The sequence below is a fragment of the Flavobacterium sp. N3904 genome (genome assembly GCF_025947305.1).
GTDB lineage: Bacteria > Bacteroidota > Bacteroidia > Flavobacteriales > Flavobacteriaceae > Flavobacterium.
On the sequence record NZ_CP110009.1, the window covers coordinates 945,633 to 966,995 of the forward strand.

Annotated in this window: 20 protein-coding genes; 6 read left to right on the forward strand and 14 right to left on the reverse strand. The window is 35.3% G+C overall.

Annotated features, from left to right (window positions below; all coding sequences use genetic code 11):
• Nucleotide 1: 1 nt before the first annotated feature.
• Nucleotides 2-940 carry a flagellar motor protein MotB gene (locus OLM57_RS03790; protein WP_264565911.1) on the reverse strand — a complete coding sequence of 313 codons (939 nt, stop codon included), beginning with the start codon at nucleotides 938-940 and terminating at the stop codon, nucleotides 2-4.
• Nucleotides 941-1,124: 184 nt separating this feature from the next.
• On the reverse strand, nucleotides 1,125-1,886 hold the full coding sequence (locus tag OLM57_RS03795; RefSeq protein WP_264565912.1) for an exodeoxyribonuclease III: 762 nt from the start codon (nucleotides 1,884-1,886) through the stop codon (nucleotides 1,125-1,127).
• Between the two features lie 193 nt (nucleotides 1,887-2,079).
• Here OLM57_RS03795 and OLM57_RS03800 point away from each other — a divergent pair, with 193 nt between their 5' ends.
• Nucleotides 2,080-3,882 (forward strand): lysophospholipid acyltransferase family protein, encoded by a 1,803-nt coding sequence (locus OLM57_RS03800; protein ID WP_264565913.1) that lies wholly within the window; start codon nucleotides 2,080-2,082, stop codon nucleotides 3,880-3,882.
• 96 nt (nucleotides 3,883-3,978) lie between these two features.
• Here the strand turns inward: OLM57_RS03800 and OLM57_RS03805 are convergent, their stop codons facing one another.
• The 4 genes from OLM57_RS03805 to OLM57_RS03820 form a co-directional block, all read right to left on the reverse strand.
• Nucleotides 3,979-4,416: a DUF2752 domain-containing protein gene (locus tag OLM57_RS03805; protein ID WP_264565914.1), complete on the reverse strand. Its 438-nt coding sequence runs from the start codon at nucleotides 4,414-4,416 to the stop codon at nucleotides 3,979-3,981.
• 21 nt (nucleotides 4,417-4,437) lie between these two features.
• Complete coding sequence (locus tag OLM57_RS03810; protein ID WP_264565915.1) at nucleotides 4,438-4,716, reverse strand: TM2 domain-containing protein; 279 nt, start codon at nucleotides 4,714-4,716, stop codon at nucleotides 4,438-4,440.
• 10 nt (nucleotides 4,717-4,726) lie between these two features.
• Nucleotides 4,727-5,131, reverse strand: coding sequence for a DUF805 domain-containing protein (locus OLM57_RS03815; RefSeq protein ID WP_264565916.1), 405 nt, complete (start codon nucleotides 5,129-5,131; stop codon nucleotides 4,727-4,729).
• An 88-nt stretch (nucleotides 5,132-5,219) separates the two neighbouring features.
• Nucleotides 5,220-6,170, reverse strand: coding sequence for a 2-hydroxyacid dehydrogenase (locus OLM57_RS03820; protein ID WP_264565917.1), 951 nt, complete (start codon nucleotides 6,168-6,170; stop codon nucleotides 5,220-5,222).
• Nucleotides 6,171-6,292: 122 nt separating this feature from the next.
• Here OLM57_RS03820 and nhaA point away from each other — a divergent pair, with 122 nt between their 5' ends.
• From nhaA to OLM57_RS03845, 5 genes are all read left to right on the forward strand, one after another.
• The gene (nhaA, locus tag OLM57_RS03825; RefSeq protein WP_264565918.1) at nucleotides 6,293-7,465 is read left to right on the forward strand and encodes a Na+/H+ antiporter NhaA; all 1,173 of its coding nucleotides are present in this window, start codon (nucleotides 6,293-6,295) and stop codon (nucleotides 7,463-7,465) included.
• A gap of 101 nt (nucleotides 7,466-7,566) precedes the next feature.
• On the forward strand, nucleotides 7,567-8,226 hold the full coding sequence (locus tag OLM57_RS03830; protein ID WP_264565919.1) for a hypothetical protein: 660 nt from the start codon (nucleotides 7,567-7,569) through the stop codon (nucleotides 8,224-8,226).
• 4 nt (nucleotides 8,227-8,230) lie between these two features.
• Nucleotides 8,231-10,234 (forward strand): DUF4836 family protein, encoded by a 2,004-nt coding sequence (locus OLM57_RS03835; RefSeq protein ID WP_264565920.1) that lies wholly within the window; start codon nucleotides 8,231-8,233, stop codon nucleotides 10,232-10,234.
• The gene (locus OLM57_RS03840; RefSeq protein ID WP_264565921.1) at nucleotides 10,227-11,615 is read left to right on the forward strand and encodes a hypothetical protein; all 1,389 of its coding nucleotides are present in this window, start codon (nucleotides 10,227-10,229) and stop codon (nucleotides 11,613-11,615) included. Before OLM57_RS03835 ends, OLM57_RS03840 begins: the two co-directional genes overlap by 8 nt.
• A gap of 168 nt (nucleotides 11,616-11,783) precedes the next feature.
• Entirely contained in the window at nucleotides 11,784-12,869 is a 1,086-nt protein-coding gene (locus OLM57_RS03845) for a hypothetical protein (RefSeq protein WP_264565922.1), read from the forward strand.
• A 175-nt stretch (nucleotides 12,870-13,044) separates the two neighbouring features.
• Here OLM57_RS03845 and OLM57_RS03850 read toward each other — a convergent pair whose 3' ends face one another.
• The 8 genes from OLM57_RS03850 to OLM57_RS03885 form a co-directional block, all read right to left on the reverse strand.
• Nucleotides 13,045-13,527: a YybH family protein gene (locus tag OLM57_RS03850; protein ID WP_264565923.1), complete on the reverse strand. Its 483-nt coding sequence runs from the start codon at nucleotides 13,525-13,527 to the stop codon at nucleotides 13,045-13,047.
• A gap of 223 nt (nucleotides 13,528-13,750) precedes the next feature.
• Entirely contained in the window at nucleotides 13,751-13,873 is a 123-nt protein-coding gene (locus OLM57_RS03855; protein WP_264565924.1) for a FeoB-associated Cys-rich membrane protein, read from the reverse strand.
• Nucleotides 13,874-13,879: 6 nt separating this feature from the next.
• Nucleotides 13,880-15,979, reverse strand: coding sequence for a ferrous iron transport protein B (gene feoB / locus OLM57_RS03860; protein ID WP_264565925.1), 2,100 nt, complete (start codon nucleotides 15,977-15,979; stop codon nucleotides 13,880-13,882).
• Nucleotides 15,980-15,981: 2 nt separating this feature from the next.
• Entirely contained in the window at nucleotides 15,982-16,218 is a 237-nt protein-coding gene (locus OLM57_RS03865; protein WP_264565926.1) for a FeoA family protein, read from the reverse strand.
• Between the two features lie 72 nt (nucleotides 16,219-16,290).
• Nucleotides 16,291-16,968: an SCO family protein gene (locus tag OLM57_RS03870; protein ID WP_264565927.1), complete on the reverse strand. Its 678-nt coding sequence runs from the start codon at nucleotides 16,966-16,968 to the stop codon at nucleotides 16,291-16,293.
• A gap of 114 nt (nucleotides 16,969-17,082) precedes the next feature.
• Nucleotides 17,083-18,033 carry a DMT family transporter gene (locus OLM57_RS03875; RefSeq protein ID WP_264565928.1) on the reverse strand — a complete coding sequence of 317 codons (951 nt, stop codon included), beginning with the start codon at nucleotides 18,031-18,033 and terminating at the stop codon, nucleotides 17,083-17,085.
• Between the two features lies 1 nt (nucleotide 18,034).
• The gene (locus OLM57_RS03880) at nucleotides 18,035-18,838 is read right to left on the reverse strand and encodes an SDR family NAD(P)-dependent oxidoreductase (RefSeq protein ID WP_264565929.1); all 804 of its coding nucleotides are present in this window, start codon (nucleotides 18,836-18,838) and stop codon (nucleotides 18,035-18,037) included.
• A gap of 121 nt (nucleotides 18,839-18,959) precedes the next feature.
• Entirely contained in the window at nucleotides 18,960-21,356 is a 2,397-nt protein-coding gene (locus tag OLM57_RS03885) for a M20/M25/M40 family metallo-hydrolase (protein ID WP_264565930.1), read from the reverse strand.
• Nucleotides 21,357-21,363 lie beyond the last annotated feature (7 nt).

Here is a 21,363-nt window from a genome sequence, read left to right on the forward strand (position 1 = left end):
GCTAAAAGTCATTCAACATTTTTGAAATTTCGTCCAATCTTGGAGTCAAAATAATTTCGATTCTACGATTTTTGGCTTTTCCATCGGCAGTAGCATTGCTTGCCAATGGTGAATATTCGCTTCTTCCAGCAGCAGTAAGATTTTGTTTGTTTACTTTTTTGTTTTCTCCCAAAATAGTAACAATCGCCGTAGCTCTTTTGGTCGAAAGATCCCAGTTATCCGCTATTGGTCCAGAACCTTCGTACGGATCATTATCAGTGTGACCTTCTATCAATACTGAGATGTCAGGATTATCGCCCAACACTTTCCCAACTTCAACAACTGCTTTTTTACCTTCAGAACCTACAGCCCAGCTACCCGAGTTGAAAAGCAATTTGTTCTCCATAGAAACATAAACTTTTCCGTTTTTTTGTTCTACTGTCAAGCCTTTGCCTTCAAAACCATTTAGTGCTTTTGAAAGCGTTTCTTTTAATTTTTTCATACTTGCTTCTTTGGCAGCGATAAGATCTTCAAGTTCTTTCAAACGCTGACTGCTTGCCGTTAATTTTTCCTGTTCCAGTGCCAATGCTTTGGCTTTTGCATCTAGTTGCGCCAATAACTCACGATTCTTTTTCATATTGGCTTCCAGCGATTCATTACTGTTTTTTTCTAAAGCAGCGTAGGAATCTTGTAGCACTTTCATTTTGTTTTGGGCAGCAGCATAATCGGCCTGTACTTTGGCCAAGTTGGCATTAACATCATCCAAATTGGCTTGCAAAGCGGCTTTCTCTGTTTCCAATTGTTTTTTGGAAGCCAAAAGTGCTGCATTTTCATCAGAAATGGATCTGTTTTCCTTTTTTAAATCGGCAAATTTGGTTTCAAGATCATTGTATATTTTCTTGGAAACACAGGAAGTGGACAGTGCGAGAATTAAAAGTCCGATTGAAATTTTTTTAATCATTTGGGTTAAATTTTAATATTTATATGTAGTATTTGAGGTCAAAAGTTTTTGTAAAAAGTATTATCCTAGCCCCGATAGAAGTGGAAATCCTTTTTTTGGGCTATTTTTTTAGCCAAAAAAAGATTGAAACGGATAGCGGGATTAGCTCCTTAAAGCTTTCATTCTTTTACATTTATAATTGTTTTTATTCTATTTCAACCAAAACCGGGCAATGGTCTGAATGCATGGCGTCTGGCAGTATAACGGCTCTTTTGAGTTTATGTTTTAAGGAGTCGCTCACTAAATTGTAATCGATACGCCAACCTTTGTTATTCCCGCGAGCTCCGGCGCGGTAACTCCACCAGGAATATTGGTGTGGTTCGCTGTTGAAATGGCGAAAACTATCGACAAATCCCGATTTCATAAACTTGTCTAGCCACGCTCTTTCTTCGGGTAAAAAGCCCGATACATTTTTGTTTCTGATTGGATCATGAATATCAATCGCCTCGTGACAAATGTTGTAATCTCCGCAAATGATAAGATTGGGTATTTCTTTTTTGAGCTCATCAATGTAGTTTTGAAAATCGTCCATAAACATAAATTTATGATCCAATCGTTCAAAATTGGTTCCCGAAGGCAAGTACAAACTCATCACAGAGCAATCGTCAAAATCGGCACGAAGGTTTCTACCTTCAAAATCCATGTGCTGAATTCCAGTTCCGTACACCACGTTATTGGGTTTTGTTTTTGAAAGTATAGCAACGCCGCTATACCCTTTTTTGGTAGCCGGATAATAATACTGATACGGATAGCCAGCGGCAGTAATATCTGCAACAGGAATTTGCTCTTCGGTGGCTTTGATTTCCTGCAAACAGATTACATCGGGATTAGCATGTTGCAACCATTCGATAAATCCTTTGTTGATAGCGGCGCGAATTCCGTTTACGTTGTAAGAGATTATCTTCATTTATATGTTTAAGTTTTAATAAAAAAAAGGGCTGTTCCCCATAAATATAAGGTTCAAACTTTTATTTAAAATTCGAAATATTTTTTTTGTCGAATCCAAAAGTAATAAAAAGTATAAAGAATGAATCAAAAAAAAACATAAAAAAATGGAGTATTTTGCTATCTTTGTGTCTTGCTCAAAAAACAAAAAATAAATGGGTTTAGTTACCGCGAAAGAAGTTGCAAAGGCAATTAACACGGACAAGTACGGCGTTTTCGGTACTTTTTCGGGCTGGTTGTTGATGAAAGTTTTGAAGATTTCGACATTAAATCAAATATACGACAGGAACAAGCATTTGAAAGAATTGCCGTTCTTGAATGCCATATTGGATGAATTTCAAATTAAATTTGAAATTCCTGAAGAAGATTTTAAACGATTACCAAAAGATGGCGCCTATATTACCATTTCAAATCATCCGCTTGGGGGAATTGATGGTATTTTGTTGTTGAAATTAATGCTCGAAAGAGAACCCAATTTCAAGATCATAGCCAACTTTTTGTTGCATCGTATTGACCCAATGAAACCGTATATTATGCCGGTGAATCCTTTTGAAAACCACAAAGACGCCAAATCCAGCGTGGTAGGAATTAAGGAAACGCTACGTCACCTTAGAGACGGAAAACCTTTGGGTATGTTTCCGGCAGGTGAAGTTTCTACTTATAAAGATGGAAAACTAGTCGTGGATAAAGCTTGGGAAGAAGGAGCAATAAAAGTAATCCGAAAAGCTCAGGTTCCTGTTGTCCCTATTTATTTTCATGCCAAAAACAGTCGTTTGTTTTATTTTCTATCCAAAATAAATGACACTTTAAGAACAGCAAAACTGCCTTCAGAGTTATTGACGCAGAAAGATCGTATTATCAAGGTACGTGTTGGGAAACCGATTTCGGTTGCAGAACAAAACGAACATGAATCAATCGAAGATTACACGGAGTTTTTGAGAAAGAAAACATACATGTTGGCCAATCCTTTCGAAAAAGAGAATAATTTTTTGAATACGGCGAGTTTGAAACCGACCAAAAGCCCTAAAAAGATTGTAACTCCAGCCAACACTGAAAAAATGATTGCCGAAGTGACTGCGTTGCGAACAAAAGACCTCCGCCTTTTGCAAAGTAAAAACTATGAAGTCTTTTTTGCCGAGGCCAAACAAATTCCAAATATTCTTCATGAAATTGGACGTTTGCGTGAAATTACTTTTAGGGAAGTTGGAGAAGGAACAAACGAATCCATTGACATTGACAAATACGACCAATACTATCGTCACCTCTTTTTGTGGGATGACGACACCAAACAAATTGCAGGAGCCTACCGTATGGGATTGGGATCTCAAATTTTTCCCAAATATGGTATTGAAGGGTTTTATTTGAACGGACTTTTCCGTTTTGAACCCGAATTGCATGACATGATGAGTAAGTCCATAGACATGGGTAGGGCTTTTATAATTAAGGAATATCAGCAAAAACCAATGCCATTGTTCCTATTGTGGAGAGGAATTATACACACCACTTTACATTATCCAGAGCATAAATATTTGTTGGGCGGAGTGAGTATCAGCAATCAATTTTCGGATTTCTCGAAATCATTGATGATTGAATTCATGAAATCACACTATTATGATCCTTACATCGCACAATACATTCATCCGAAAAAAGAATTTAAAGTCAAACTGAAAGATGCCGATAAGGATTTTATTTTTGACGAAGCGGAAGCCGATTTGAATAAATTCGACAAACTTATTGATGAGTTGGAACCAGGGATTTTGAGACTTCCAGTATTGATAAAAAAATACATCAAACAAAACGCTAAACTTGTCGCTTTTAATGTTGATCCGTTATTCAACAATGCTATTGATGGATTAATGTACATTCGGATTTCGGATATTCCGGAGAGTACAATGAAACCCGTGATGGAAGAATTCCAGACTGAATTGGAACGTAAGCTGAATGATAAAGAAGAGTAAATTTTAGATTGCAGATTGCAGATTGCAGATTGCAGATTGCAGATTGCAGATTGCAGATTTATAAAAAAAATCCAGAAATTCTGGATTTTTTTATGCTTATTTCCAAATGGATTCTTTTAAAATGGAATCGTAGGTGTTGTTTTCTACAAAATAGGTTATTCTCACAATCTGATAAAAAATTAAAAAACAAGCCAAAACATACGCCAATTTTTTATTGTATAAAACGCGATTGAAATACTCTTTTTTGGTGATTAATTCAGCAATTAAAACTACAATTGTTACCACACAAAAAAGAGCCAAAAACGGCCCTAAAACATGATAATGAAGGCTTTTGTATAAATCTCCTTCATAGAAATACACCAAAGATTTGGTTATTCCGCAACCCGGACAAGGAAAACCGGTAAGCATCTTGAACGGACATAAAGATTGATCAGTTTCAAGATGATTATTCTGATTGTGCATCATTAAAAAAAACGGAATTACAAGGGTTATGATAGCCCCTATAATTCCGAGTATTTTGCGGTCTCGTTTCATCTTTTATTAAAATTCAAACGTTTAAAACCATCCTTTCTTTCCAACTTGGTAAGTTTGGTAAAACTCTTCATCGGTTTTGGTCAGATATATTATACCTTCGATTAAACCAATTATCCCACCAATACCACAAGTTACAACACCCAAAATAAGTTGAATGATTCCTTCTTGTGTGTATCCTAAAATAAATTTATGAACCCCAAATCCGCCCAAAACGATTGCTAAAACTCCAGCTACAACTTTTTTGTTTTCTTGACGAATTGGTTGTGGTGCATTCCATTCTTCTTTTTTTGAATTTTCCATAATCTAAAATTTATTCTGTTTGACCAATTTCATTTATTTCTTCAAAGCTACTTTTCGGGTCTGAACCATATGCATTCGCCCCACTATCTCCTTCTTGACAGAATAATACAAGCAACCAAATTGAACCTATTAAAGGAATTAAAATAATAAAGAAAAACCACCCACTTTTACCTACGTCATGTAATCGTCTTACAGCCACAGCGAAACCTGGCAAAAAAGTCGCCAATGCATACGCAACATAAAGATAACCGTACGGCAACGGTTCAAAATTCATTCCTGTTGAACTATCAATAATAGTAGCTAGAACAAGAATAATCATATTCATCAATAAATAATACCAATACTCACTGCGCCTAGCCCTCCCTGAAAAATTTGCATAATTCTCGAAAACAACTTTTTTGTACCATTCAATCATAATTTTATTTTTAGTTGGTTAATAGTGGTCTAATGTATAAAAAATATCCCAAATTCCTATTTTTTAGACAATTAAAAATCCTACACAATCACGCCTTCCCATACAAGGCTTTTATTTTATCTACAATTACTTGGGCCAAGCGTTCATGGCTTTCGTAGGTCCAACCAGCTATGTGCGGGGTCAAAATCACTTTTCGCCCATCCAATAAATACTGGAAAGCATCGGGTGTGTTTTTGTCTTTAAAGAGCGTTTCGAATGATAATTTCTCGTATTCCAAAACATCTAGACCTGCACCAAGCACTTTTCCCGTTTGCATGGCAGTAACCAAATCGGCTGTGACGATGTTCTTTCCTCTGGAAGTATTGATAATCCAAATGTCTTTTGCGAAAGCATTAATAAATTTCAAATTTACCATTTTGTCGGTTTCGGTTGTCCACGGAATATGCAAACTCAGTACATCGGTTTTTTGCTGTAATTCTTCTAACGAAACTTGTCTTGCATTGGCATCACCCACATTTTCTTTGATGTCGTAACACAAAACTTCGACATCAAAGCCACGAAGTTTTTTGGCAAAGGCTTTTCCCATATTTCCATAACCAATAATCCCAACTGTTTTTCCGTCGAGTTCATATCCGCGATTTTTTTCTCTATTCCATTCTCCTGACCGAATTTCGCTATCGGCTATATTCAATTTATTAAAAAGTGATAGTATCATTCCCAAAGTATGCTCTGCAACGGCATTGCAATTCCCTTCGGGTGCGGCTATGAGTGCAATGTTCTTGGACGTTGCATAATCGCAATCTATACTTTCCAAACCGGCTCCCACTCTAGCAATGAATTGCAAATTGGTCGCTTTGTCCAGAAACTGCTTGTCGATTTTAAAACGGCTTCGAATCACAATCCCTTGATAATCTTGAATTTTGGATTCAATTTCCTGTTTTGAAGAAGTAAAATCGGCATGATTGATAAAACCAGCTTTTTCCAATTGTTCCCAAAGTAAAGGATGATTGCTGTCTATGTGTAGAATTTTGATGTCCATGATACGGAGTAGTAATTTAGAATCTCAAAAATAATTAAAAAAATGCGGTTTATGGATTTAACCAAAAATAATTAGGATACAATCCGTAAATTAGCAAATCCATTTTAATCAGACTTTTCGATATGAGATTAACCAAAACATTTGATGCCTTTTTCCACAGTGAAAAAGCTGGTGGATTGTTGCTCCTTTTTGTAACAATACTTTCTTTATTCCTTGCCAATTCTGTTTTTCAAACCGAATATATTGCCTTTTGGAATACCGAAATAGGACATCACTCTATCACGCATTGGATTAATGATGGATTAATGACTATTTTCTTTCTGCTTATTGGTTTAGAATTGGAACGCGAAATGTATGATGGTGAATTGGCCAATATCAAAAATGCGATTCTTCCAATTTTTGGAGCTTTGGGAGGCATGATTGTACCAGCTGGAATTTTTCTGGCATTAAATTACGGAACAATTACTCAAAACGGAGCGGGAATTCCAATGGCAACCGATATTGCATTCGCGATTGGGATATTATCTTTATTGGGCAGCAAGGTTCCTGCATCATTAAAAATATTTTTAACAGCTCTCGCCGTAATTGATGATTTAGGAGCCATAATTGTAATTGCTCTGTTTTATACCAAAACGATAGCTTATGATAATTTACTCATTGCACTTGCCATTATGGGTTTCTTGTTCTTTCTTAATCGACGAAAAGTGCACAACTTGATTCCTTATTTGATAGGTGGTGCTTTTATGTGGTATTTTATGTTGAATTCCGGAGTTCACGCCACCATTACCGGCGTGTTATTGGCATTTGTTATTCCGTTTGGTGATGGTGGAAAAAAAACCTCTTCCTATCGATTGCAGCATTTACTTCATAAACCCGTTGCTTTCTTTATTCTTCCATTGTTTGCCGTTGCCAATACTTGTATCGCCATCAATCCTGGTTGGCATGAGGGTTTGAGCCATTCCAATTCTATTGGGATTATTCTGGGTCTTGTGGTGGGCAAACCGTTGGGAATCTGGTTATTTTCTTTTGTTGCCGTAACTTTGGGAATTTGTACTTTGCCCAAAGATCTAAAATGGAAAGACATCTTGGGAGCAGGAATGCTGGGCGGAATAGGATTTACCATGTCTATTTTTATTACTTTATTGGCTTTCAAAGAAGATGGCGAAGAAGTTATTACTTACTCAAAAATTGCCATATTGATTGCTTCATTTATGGCGGGAACTTTTGGTTATTTTTGGCTAAAATTTACACTGAAGACCCCTGTCAAAAAGGTTAAAATCAAAAAAATAGCCTAAAAAACGTACTAAATAAATCTAAAAAAACAAATAATATCCTTTTCTTTGCAAACAATTGACTGCGAATCTTCAAGCAAATTCCTCGTAGCCATATTCATGCCATGAAAAAGATTTACTTTATTCCTTTATTGTGTTTTATCTTTTTATTTCAAAGTTGTTTTGAAGTTATTGAAGAAGTAAAATTGAAAGATGACGGTTCTGGGCATTTTAATTTTGCTATTAATTTCAGTCAGAGTAAGAGCAAGATTAATTCTATTTTAAAGATGGAAAAGGTAAACGGTTATGCGATACCATCCAAAGATGAAATCAGAAAAGAAGCCTCAAAACTAGAAACTTTGGCGCAAAACACCACAGGGATTTCGAATGTAAAAACCAATATTGACTTGACGAATTATATTTTTATAGTCGATTTGGATTTCGAAAAAATCAGCAATCTCAATGCCGTTTTTTTGAAACTAAAAAATAATAAAAAATTAGATCCAAAAATAACTACCGATTATTTTACCTATACCGACAAAAAATTCATTCGAAGCCAGAAAGTACCCATAAAAGCTTTGTATGAAAAACTTGATAAAGCCAATAAAGAAATCTTTGAAACAGCAAAATACACTTCGGTTTACAAATTTGATTCGACTATAAAATCTTTTTCAAACAAAAACGCTACTACTTCAAAAAGCAATAAAGCAATCAAACTAAACGGCTCTGTGATTAATGTAATCAATGGAAGCGAAAAAATAGAAAACACAATTACACTCAATTAAAATCATGAAGAATTATTTAGTATTACTCGTTATTTGTCTCTCAGCAAGATTGAATGCACAAGATTTAGCCTATAAAGTTCCAGAAAATGTGCCATTTGCAATGTGTTTTAATGGGAAAAATTTAAACAATAAAGTACCTTTCCAAACCATACAAAACTATCCTTGGATGCAGCCTTTATTAGAAAAAGATTTAAAATTTTTACCCAAAGATTTAAATCAGACCGGAATTGATTTCAACGAAAAACAGTATCAATACTACATCAACAAAGATTCTGTGATGAGTTATGCAATATTGCTTCCTCTAAATAATGCCGCTCTTTTTGAAAAACTAATTCAGACTAAATACGGAGACACAATAAAAATAAAAAATCAAGAAAATTATAAAACGATTTCAACATCAAAAAACCATCATTTGGCTTGGAATGACAAGTTTGCTATAATGGTCAATGGAAGCTATACCAAACCATATACCTACAAAGATGATTATTCTGACCCTTACGGTACAGCGGTTGTAGATACAGCCTCCATCAATTTTGATGCTCCGATTTTTACCGAAGAACTACCATCGCCAGATGAAGTAGCTCCTCCACCGCCTCCCGCTCCCCCAAAACACAAGAAAACATCAAAAAAAGGGAAAAAGAAAACCAAAGAAGTTGCCCCGCCAGTAACAGAAGTTGTTGAACCAACCGAAGAAGAATTATATGCCGCACAAGACAAAGCCAATGCCGAATTGGAAGAAACCAATAAAAAACTAGCAGAGATAGAACAAAAAAAGACAGATTCAATCGAAGCAATAAAAATCAACGCTTCGGTTGCTTTACTTTTTAAGGAAACCTTCAATTCCGGTTCTGAATTAAAACTGCTGCAACCAACCGTTTTCAAAGACAACGACCCAAAAGCCGATTTTTATGTTTTTGCCGATTTGGATGCCTTGACTAGCCAATTGTACAGCAGTTTTGCCGGAGCAAACGCTGCTTTGATGGGGATTTATAAAAATGGGATATTGGACAGTAATATCTATATGAACGGCTATTTTGAAAAAGATAAAATTCGGCTAAATCAGGTTATGAAACCAAAAAACGAAGAAACCAAAAAATCATTTCAGGCAATGTTTGACTCAAAAATAGACAAAAATCTTATGAATTATGTAGGCAATAATGTATTGGCCTATTATTCGATTTCTATGGATACTGAAGCGATTATGAACTACGAATACAAAGTTTTAAAAAACACTCTGAATACCGTTTATCAATCGTATGACAAAGAAGCCAAAGCACATGAAGCCGATGTTATTATTGATGCTATCTCTATTTTTCTAGATGAGAAAGCCATCTCGGATCTCCTTCCCGAAGATGCCATTTTCGTACTTCATGATCTAAAAAAAGTGCAAAGAGAGTTTGTAAACATTGACTACGATGAGAATTATGAACAAATAGAAACCAAAGGCACGAAGGAAGAAATACAACCCGATTTTACTATTCTTTTTGGCACCAAAAATGAAATGTTTCTTAACAAATTACTTCAACTTCCATTGAACAAAAGCAAATTTACGGCGTCGGATTACCAAATGACAAACGGCTATTACACTCTGCATTTTGAAAAAGACAATCTGCTGGAAAACCTATACATTGGTCTAAAAAACGGTGTCGTAATGTTTACAACGGTCAAAGAAAACATAGAAAACTTAATCCAGCAAAGGGTAATGCCTTTAAATCCGGATTTCAAAAAATCAATTTCAAAAAATAATTCTTCGGCTTGGTTGGATCTTCAAAAAATAATTGCAGCTTCCAAAACCGAATTTGAGAAAGATTCAAAAAGCAACTATTTTGACATTGCTATAAAAAATGCAGGCGAATTTACAATGGACTCAAAATTTAAAAATGAAGCAATCGTAACAGAATTCACTTACTCTATAAAAGGCGATCACGTCAATAGTTTGCAGTATTTCTTTGATGTAATCAATGAAATGTACACCGAAAGTAAAAAAGAAAAACCTAGTATTGAATAATTTCATAAAGCGTATAAAAGTCCATTTTTGGAGGATTGTCATACTTCTAATAATCGTTGGAAGTGTGGCTTTTCTGTATTGGTTGGGATTCAAGAAACATTTTGAAAAAAATTGTATTCATCAAAATGCCGATCAAGTGGTGATGGTGGATTTAAAGAACATTCGCAATTATTTTGTTTTCTCTAGTCTTAAAAAACCTTCTCAATGGCTGAAGAACTCCGAAAATACTAATACTAACAAACTTTTTGATTTAAAGGCTTTTGGCGTAAAAACTTCCGATTATTTAGCCTTTTTCCATATTGAAAACCAACCCGAAACTGTTTTTTACTGTATGGCCGCAATTCAAAATGAAATCGATTTTGAAAAAGCAATGAACAAATATCATTTTAGAAAAACAGTTCTTAAAAACGGAATGACCGATTATTATTCTAAAGATATAAGGCTTTTAATACTTAAGCATTCAAGCCAAATTTTATGTGCTTCAATTCGCGAGAAAGAAAAAGAAATTGCCGTAAAAATTGCCGAAGATTTATTTCTAAAAAGCCAATTTTTAGACGCTGAAAAAATTAAAAATACGATTGGCACTCCAAATGCGATTACACTATGGCTTAAAAAAAACAATTTTTTAGACAAAAACGGAATCATAACCATAAGACTGGAAGATCACGAAATTGTTGCCGAAGGGCAACTAAAACTGAAACCAAAATACAGAAGAGAAATCCAATTCTCTCAAAATAAAAACCCTTTATTTGCTTTGGGCTTTGATTTTGGAATGATTCGAAACTTTAAATCAGTCACTCAAAATAAAGACAAAATCAATAAAATAATCGGTTTTGATTTGGATTCCATCATTTCCAAAAACCCAACAAAAATGGAGCTGATTCTATATCGCATTATCGAAAAAAAAGATTCGTCCATTAGTTATTCCTACGATGATGATTTTAATGCAATTGAAAAAGTTATTGTTCATACCAGCCGAGAACCATCGTTTTATTTTTCAATGCAGAGTGATAACACAAAAAAAATATTTAATTATTTAAATAGTCAAAAAGCAATTGATAAGGATCGCGTATTCGTAAATTTTCCTTTTGCAAAAACCAATATCAGTGTACACAAAAAAAATTTGGTCTTTCAAGCCAATTCACCAAATCCGTTGGGTCAAATAAAGCCAATCAATGCAATCGCTTTTTTGCAAATTAATTTCGATAAAATAAAGCCAACCGACTGGAAGTTTATTATCAAAAGACAGGCGAATTTTAAAATTCTAAAACATTTTGAATCCCTGCAAATGAATCTTACGCCTAGAAATAATTTAGTGAATTTCACAACGGTTTTGAAAATAAAAGACAGTAAATCTATGTCGGAAGTTTTGAAGAATTAGCTGATTAATTATCATTTAAATTTTGTTAATTTATCTGCTTAAAGTCCTGATTGTTTGCACATTGAAATCCTTTGAAACTATTTTCGGTAAGATAGCTTTTTACACAATAATTTATTTTATTAGATTTTTGTTTGCTATATTTACATTACAATTTTAAATCATAATACAATGAAAATAAGCTATTTATCATTTTTAGTTGTAGTGATGAGTTTTACTGGTCTTACAGCTTTTTCTCAAACAGAAAGTGATACAGGAGAACTGGGTTTGCCTGGTGACAATCTAGATCTGTATGCGGTGTTGGATCTCTTTCAAAAGTCCAAAACTATTGAAGATTTTGAAAAGTCGTTGAATGACGGAAAAACGAAAATCAATAATTTGGATTTAAACGATGATAAAAAAGTTGATTTTATCAAAGTGGAAACTAAGAAAGATGGCGACGATTATACTTTTATCCTTAGAGACCCAATAAGCAAATCAGAAACTCAAGATGTAGCTGTCATTTTAGTCTCAAAAGATAAAAATAAAAAAGTAACGCTTCAAATTGTTGGTGATAAAGATTTGTATGGAAAGGATTATATTGTTGAACCAAGCCCCAAAGGGAGTGGTGGAGTAACGGCAAATCCAGCCTATACAGGATCCAATCCGGTTACCGTGAATGTGCCAGCATCAACCACAACAGTTATAGTAGAACAAGCTCCCATTGTACAATATGTGTATTCTCCAGCATATGTACCCTACTATCCGCCATATTACTATGGATATTATCCCCCTTACTTTGCTGCTTTTACAATAATGGCTGTTGGTATTTACCGTCATAATCATTATCATTATCACGGTGGTGGTTATGGCTACCACAATACGAATGTTTATGTTAATCATAATAGTTATAAAAACTATAATAATAACAGTAGAAACAGTTCAAATAGAATTTCGCACAACAACATAAACAATAATAGAAATAATAATAATTCGAGAAACGGAAATAGAAATTCGGCGTCAACCCGTGATAATAAATCATCTTCTAATCGAAATGGAAATAGAAATTCAGCGTCAACACGAGACGCTAACAGAGCTTCAGCTTCAACACGTGATGTTAATAGATCGTCCTCATCGAGACCATCCACTTCCAACTCAATGAGTTCTTCACGTTCAGGTTCCGGATCTAATTTTAATAGAGGAAGTAGTGGTGGCTATAGATCTGGAGGTGGCGGTGGCGGTTACCGAGGTGGCGGTGGCGGTGGAAGAAGACGATAATAGAATTCTTTTACAAAATACAAAAACCCTGACAATTTATTTTTATCAGGGTTTTTGTATATCTAAAAATCTAGGATAATTGAGGATAAAAATTTTAAATTGTCCAAATGTTGTAGAGACAATGAAATAATTTGCTTGAATAGACTTGATTATAATCAAAAAATGTAAAATCCATTTAATCGTTTGGCAAATCGGAGGTACTCATGTCTCTTAAACAATAATATTTACCATCACGTTTTACAAATAAACACATGTAATTTCCAGAATTTACAATGGCAGCCGTAGAATCAACTATTTTGTAGTATCCAATTTCTACCACCTGTTTGGCATCATTTGATACAAAAACCTCATCGGTTTTAAATGAAATTTTATGATTTTTAGAAATAGAATCCATATGGGATTTTAAATAGGCTACAATTGCTTTTTTACCTACCAATGGCATGCTGTTTTGCGGATAACTTATGGCATCATCCGAGTGATATCCAATGTTTTTTATTATTCCAGCGTTAAATGTTTCCGCAAATTCATTTTCCTTAGCTTGAATTTGCTCTTTAATTTGGTTGGTGTCAACATTTACTAGCGGTTCTTCTTTTTTGCAGGACATTAAAAATAACAACACACCTGAAACAACTAATCCTTTAATAAACATTTTTTTCATAATAGTGAGTTTTTTAAATTTAAGCTTTAAGTAATTGAAAATTAACGACATAAATTTAACACAAAAAAATGTAATGAAATGCTTTTGCTGTAGAAATTAGAGTATTCCGTTTCTTTTGGAGAGGCAAAGATTTAAAAACCCCCTAATAGAAATATTTTCGAATGATAAAAAAACATGTTGGTTTTACAAAAAATGCTTTTTCTTTTTTAGGTTTAAAAGCCTATTAACTGCAGCCACAATCGCCACTCCCGCAGTTTTTATCAGACTTATTTTTGAAGAAAAACTTTCGAATTAAAAAAGCAAGGGCAACAACTAGGATGACAAAAGCTATTATTTCTTGAACCATAATACGTTATTTTAGGATTTGGAAAGCGATCAAGGCGACTAAATATGCCAAGGAACTCATAAACGCCAATTGTCCAGCCGGCCATTTCCAAGAGTTGGTTTCTTTTTTTGTTATTGCTAGCGTACTGGCGCATTGCATGGCAAAAGCATAAAATAGCAGTAATGAAATTCCTGAGGCAAAGTTGAAAATCTTTTCACCAGTCTCCGGATTTACTTCTGCAGCCATTTTATTTTTTATGGTGTTTTCATTATCGGTTCCTCCCACACTATATATGGTTGCCAAGGTTCCAACAAATACTTCTCTTGCCGCAAACGAACTGATGATGGCGATACCTATTTTCCAATCGTAACCCAAAGGTGAAATTACAGGTTCGATGGTTTTTCCCATTAATCCAATATAGGAATTTTCCAGTTTTTGGGAAGCCACAGCATTATTGAACTCGGCTGGAGACAGTGGATGTGCTTTGGTGTTTTCTAGGATTATCTTTTCGGCGTTTTTAAATTGTTTTCCGGGACCGTAAGAAGCCAAAAACCATAATATGACCGATATTGCCAGAATGATTTTTCCGGCTCCAAAAACGAATGCTTTAGTTTTTTCGATTACGTTGATGGCTACGTTCTTGAACAGGGGCAATTTGTAGTTGGGCATTTCTACCACAAAGAATGTTTTGCCTTTTATCTTTAGAATACTATTCAAAATATAAGCCGCCAAAATAGCCGTTCCAAAACCAATAACATACAACAGCATCAAAGTTAATCCTTGCACATTTAATATTCCCAAAACATAAGTGTCTGGAATAACCAACCCAATAATAATAGCATAAACAGGAAGTCGGGCGGAGCAAGTAGTAAAAGGAGTTACCAGAATTGTGATGAGACGTTCTTTCCAGTTTTCGATGTTTCGAGTCGCCATAATTGCCGGAATAGCACAGGCGGTTCCCGAAATTAAAGGAACCACACTTTTTCCGGATAATCCAAATCGACGCATAATTTTATCCATCAGGAAAACCACGCGACTCATATAACCACTTTCTTCGAGTATGGAAATGAATAAAAACAAGAAGGCAATTTGCGGAATGAATATTAAAATACCTCCAATTCCTGGAATTATTCCTTGTGAAATAAGGTCGGTCAGCATTCCTGCAGGTAAATGTTCACTGGCAAATGTGCTTAAACTGGCAAATGTACTGTCGATAAAATCCATCGGGATTTTTGACCACTGAAAAATAGACTGAAAAATAATAAACAATATAAGGAAGAAAATTACGTAACCCCATATTTTGTGGGTGAGTATTCGGTCCAATTTGCTTCGAAAATCTTTGGCAATACTGGAGTCAATTTTCATACCCACTTTTAGAACATCATTGATGAACTGATAGCGTTTGATAGTTTCTTTTTGTTGCAATCGTTTCAAATCCGAATGGGATTTGGTAAAGGAACTGCGAATTTCGTTACGTTCCAAGTTCAAAAAGTTGACATCTTGTGTTATCACCAGCCACAATTTGTATAATGGCTGGTTGGGAAACGCATTTCGGAGACTATTAAAATAGTCAACATCTATACTTGAAGCATTCAAACAAGGTTCGCTTGAAATGGTTCTATAACTAACGATTAAATTTTTTAATTCCTCAATTCCGTAGCCTTTTCTAGAACTAATTAGCGCGATTTTTGTTTTTAATTGTTCTTCAAGATAAGGTATATCAAGAGTAATGCCCTTGTATTCCATCCTGTCAGCCATATTAATGACTAAAATGGTTGGGATTTCAAGGTCTTTTATTTGGGTATAAAGCAGTAAATTTCGTTTTAGGTTCTCCACATCGGTAACCACTAAAGCTACATCTGGATAGAGGCGGTCGTTTTTATTAAGCAAAAGTTCGATCACAACACTTTCGTCAATAGAACTCGCATTTAAGCTATAGGTTCCGGGCAAATCAAGAATATTCGCTTTGATATTATTGGGCAGTTTGCAAAAACCCATTTTTTTCTCCACGGTAATCCCAGGATAATTCCCCACTTGCTGGTTCAAACCGGTAAGCTGATTGAAAACCGACGTCTTCCCTACGTTTGGATTCCCGATTAAAGCAACGTTAATGTTTTTTAAACTCATTTTTATTTGTTTTTAATGAGTTCAACGCCTATTTGTTTTGCCGTTTCGATACGAATGGCAAGATGAGAGCCATTAATATTCAAATACAAAGGATCTCCAAAGGGAGCAATTTGAAGTAATTCAACTTCATTGCCAGGCAAACAACCCATTTCTAGGAGTTTTAATGGGATAACATCGATATCAAAATCCAGTATAATGCCCTTTTGGCCTTTCTTGAGAGAATGTATCGTTTTTCGCAAAGCTTATTTAGATTGAATTAAGATTGCAAAAATACATTTTTTATTATAATTATAGGCTGATAATTATCAGTTTTACTCATTTTTTTCATTGGCACAAAGCCAATTAATATCTTCGATTAAGCGCTGTATGTCTTCTTTCTTGGTTCCGTCATAAAAACCACGAACGCGTCTTTTTTGATCAACTAAAACAAAGTTTTCGGTATGCACCATATCATACAACTGCTCAGGTTTTCCAAGCTTTACAGCCAGATAGGATTTTCTGGCCATAGTATAGATTTCTTTTTTGTCGCCCGTTACCAGATTCCACTTTCCATCAATGACCCCGTATTTTTTTGCATAGGCCTTTAATGCCGGAACACTGTCGGTCTCGGGAAAAACAGTATGTGAAAGCAACATCACTTTCGGATTATTCTTAATCGCTTTTTGTACATCGACCAAATTGGTGGTCATTTTGGGACAAATAGAACCACAAGTGGTAAAGAAAAAGTCGGCAACATATACTTTGCCTTCATAGTCCTTTTGGGTAATGGTTTTTCCGTTTTGGTTCACAAAAGAAAAGTCACCAATCGTGTGGTATTTGCTAATGTATTGTATTGTACTGTCCACCAATTCTGGATTCACATCGGATGGATTATAGATTGGTAGTGTTTTAGTGGGTTTCAAAGCGCCATAAAACAAGTAAAGTGTTATGATGGAAAAAATCGATACAATGCCAATGTAGATTCTGTATTTTTTTAAAATGGATAACATAATTTAAATTTGGTGCAAAATTAAATAAAAATTCAATCCTATATGAAATATGAAGATGATATAAGATTAGTCATTCTCAATTGCTTTTTTTAAAACCGCTTTCAAGACCTGATACTAATTAATCTCTGATATTGGCTCAATGCTATTTTTCTTTTTCCGCATGGCATAATTAATTAAATACAATCCAATTAAGGTGATGCTTCCGCCAAAGACAATGGCCACAGTTAATGATTCTCCAAAAATAAAAGAACCCAAAATAACTGCTACTATTGGATTGACATAAGCATACAAACTGCTCAATTCGGTAGGGAGTTTTTGCAAAGCATAAATAAAAGCGATAAAAGTCAATACCGAACCAACAATTACCAAATAAGCTATCGATAACCAGGAATTTATAGGAATTTCCGAAAGTGGAATACTTGCACCCGTAGCCCCAACAAAAGAAAAAAGAAAAATACTCGAAATAAACATCTGCAATCCCAAACTAAAATAAGGATTGAAACTCGCCGCTTTTTTCTTGGTATATAAAGTGCCAAAAGCCCAGGTAATCGTTGCTGCTATCGAAAGTACAATCCCAAATTGAAAATCGGGTTGCAAAAAATCGAGTAAGTGCTCATAAAAGATAACACAAACACCACCAAAACAAATTATAATTCCCAAAACCGCCAATCGCGTAATTCTTTCGCCTTTAAAAAAACTGATGAATACAATCCACAAAGGCACCATTGCGCCAATGATAGCGCCCAATCCGCTGCTGATGTATTTAACACCCCAAGTACTCAATCCATTACTCAAAACAAAATTGAGTAAGCTAAGGATAATGATGGTTTTCCATTGTTTTCCTTTTGGCCAAGGTGTTTTCTTCAACAAAAAAAAGGCAAGATATAAAGAACCCCCAATAAATTGTCGAATCCCGGCGAGTTGTATTGCCGGCATGTGTTTGACCCCTTCTTTGGAAGCCAACCAAGTCGTTCCCCAAAAAAAGCTCACCCAACACAAAGCCAAAATGGGCAATCCGATAGCGTTTATTCTGGACTTAAAAGCGGTTTGAATTTTTGTTTTCAACTTATAAATTGGTTTTAATAAAGTCGTATCCCAAAACAGTTTCTACTTTATTACTCAAAACAAATTTTTTAGTAGAAGGTTTCGAATGGTCAAATTTAGGCAAAACTAAAGATAATTCGGTTGCTTTTTGGGTATAATAGGCCTCTCTTGTGGGATGAAAAGGACTAACGCCATTGTAAATTTCATTCCATGAATCAGAAGAAATAATTTTTAAGATGATCCCAATGCAATCTTCTTGATGAATAAAGTTGATGGGTGTTTCTGGGTTTTCAATATTTACTTTTCCAGCCATAAATTTGGTTGGATTTCGATCTTCGCCAATGAGTCCACCAAAACGGAGTACTGTGGTTTTGAAATTTGAATTACTTTGCAAAAGCGATTCGACTTCCAGCAATTGTTTGCCGCTTTCGGTATCGGGTTTTGGGACGGTTTCTTCAGTTATCGTTGCATTGGTTTCACCATAAACTGAAGTAGAACTTACAAAAAGTACGTTCTCAATCGTAGATTTTTCGACATATGGAATCACATTTTTAATCTTGGAAACAAAGTTTTCTTTCTCAGAACCGCGTAGTTTTGGAGGAATATCAATAATTAAAATGGATGAATTTTTTAGAAAATTAGCAACGTCTCCAATTGGTTTATCTTCTGAAAGGGCAATCAAAAAGGAGTGAATCCCAAACTTATCTAATATTGCGAGTTTACTTTCGGATGTAGTTGACCCTTTCACAGAAAACCCATTTTCTATCATGGCTTTCGCCAAAGGCAATCCCAGCCACCCGCAACCTAATATGCTTATTTGTGTCATTTTTTATATAAAACAATTTGATTAAATTTTTAAGGTCACAAATTGTGACCTTAAAAGTTGTCATAAAATGCGTAATCATCCGTTTAATCCGTCTAATCCGTGGCTCATTTTAATTCAGAAATTATTGCCTAACCCTCAAACTATCTTTCACCACCTTTAAACTATCCGCCGCTTTCGGTAGAGCCAAGTTTGGATTCACAACAGGAGCAACAACTTTTGGAGTTCGTTTTATTTTTTGGGTAATGACGATTGCATCATTCAGTACGAAAGGTGTTGGCATCATCCAGTTTTCTCTTGGGGTCATCGCAAATATTGGATTGACCATCAAATCAAAAGAGCTTTCCATAACATCCATATCCAATATAGTCGCTCTGTTTATGGTAAACTGCAAAACAAGCGGTTCGTTGTTGACCACATAATAGCTCAACAGTTTTTTGCCTTTTCGCTCTAATTCAGTTCCTTTTTGTCCCAAAGTAGTCACACCATTGGCTTTGAAATTATAAAAGGTCATAATTTCATCAGCAAAAATATCATAGCGATTTACTTTTCGGTTTGGCGTGATTTGAATTTTTAAAGACCTTTTGATACCCACCACACTGTCTTGTAAAAAAGTAATGGTTGGTTTCGCAATGCCTTTATTTGGTGCTTCTGCTGCATACGTAAACTCCGAATTGTATTTGCTAAACAATTTCAAATTGTTGAAAATTTTTGCGCCTTTTGGTTTTTCGCCCAAATATCCTTTTGTCCAGGAATCCAAATTGGTATCATAAGTCAGCCAATGTGCTTTGTTTGTATCGGCATTATAGTAATACACCAAACTGTTCGATTTGGCTTCACCTGCTTCATAACCCGAATGGTATTGTGCTTTTGCCAAAAACAGGACAGCTGTTAAAAAGAACAATAATGACCAACTTCCCTTTTTGGTAAAAGATCCAAAAATTGGCAACAGTATAGCAAATGCCAAAACAGTCAAAATAGCACTGCCAAACAACACTTTCAATCCCAAACCTACGGGAAACATTTGAATAAACGGTGCAATAATCAACAAAGCGGGAATTCCACAAATAAGGTTTACAATCCAAATGGATCTTTGGCTAAACACAAAAACTGCAAAAGAAATTAGTCCAAAATAAACGGGAATAATCAGGAATCCTGCACCACGCAAGCTATTGGCAAGAAATCCATTCAACACAATCCAAAACACTAGCGGAATCACATAATGGTTCATCGTCACTTTGGGTTTGGAAGCAATTTGATAAAAGAAAAAACAAATCGAAAGACTCAATAATACAAAAGCGGCAATATAATCGTGACCGTTGTAGGTAAAACCGTTGAGTAAATCATTGTATTGCGGATTCAGTAACAGCAAGCCCTTCCAACCGTAATACGTAATCAATCCCGTAAAAATCAAAGCGCCCAAAAACGGAAAGAATCCTTTCACGATGTCATTCAACTTTAGCATTCTTTTGGCTTTGCCAAGAAATACTAAAATGAGTAGGAAACCAGCAGCGATTAGCGTCATCGGCATCACCCAATCAAAAGGATAACTGATAAAAGTAAACGGAATCGTAAAATAAACGTAATCTTCTGCCGTATCAGTGTTGTTCAAATCGGCATTCGAAAAATAATTCAGCAACGGCATCAAATACGAACCTTGGTGTTTCAAAGTGTTTTTGTCCAAATGCGCCACATCATCCTGAGCGGTATGGTAATTAAAATGGTCGTCTATAAAAGCAAAATTAAATCCTTGAATGTTACCTTGCTCTCTAAAAACCGTTAAGTCGGTATCATTCGGCAACATTTTGTAAATGCTGTACATCAACGAATTTGAAACGGGATAGGTTGCGCCTGCTTTGGCAAATTCCTTTACCAAACCGGCATTTCCTTTGTTGGTTTCCATCAGCATATAACTTGGCCCCGAAGAACCACGGGCTTCAAAATTCAATACCAATCCCACTTCTTTGGCCCACTGATGCTCGGTAACAAAAAGTGCAGCACCATTCAATCCCAATTCCTCTGCATCAGTAAACAGAATAATAATATCGTTTTTATGTTTGGTTTGCGCATTCAAAAAAGCCCGAACACCCTCCAAAATAGTTGCCACGCCTGATGCATCGTCACTCGCGCCATGCGAAACCGAATGTGGTGCGCTGTCATAGTGAGAAAGTAAAAGCAATGCTTTGGTATTCTTTGTTCCTGTGATGCGGCACATTATGTTTTTGGATTTGACCAAATTCCCCCAATCGCTCAGTGTAAAACCTTCCTGAACCGTTGTTTCCAACCCCATTTTTTGAAGTTCTTTGATGATATAATTGGCCACAACCTCATGATTTTTGGTGCCTACATAATGCGGTTGTTTGGCAATTGCATTGATATGTTCCAAAGCTCTGCTGGTCGAAAATTCCGTAACTTTTTTATCCTCATTAGGTGACCAAGAAGGCATCATTGTATAAAACAAAAAACCTAAAACAATTAGGATGCACGCAACAGCAATAATAGAAGAATAGTTTTTTTTCATTATTTGA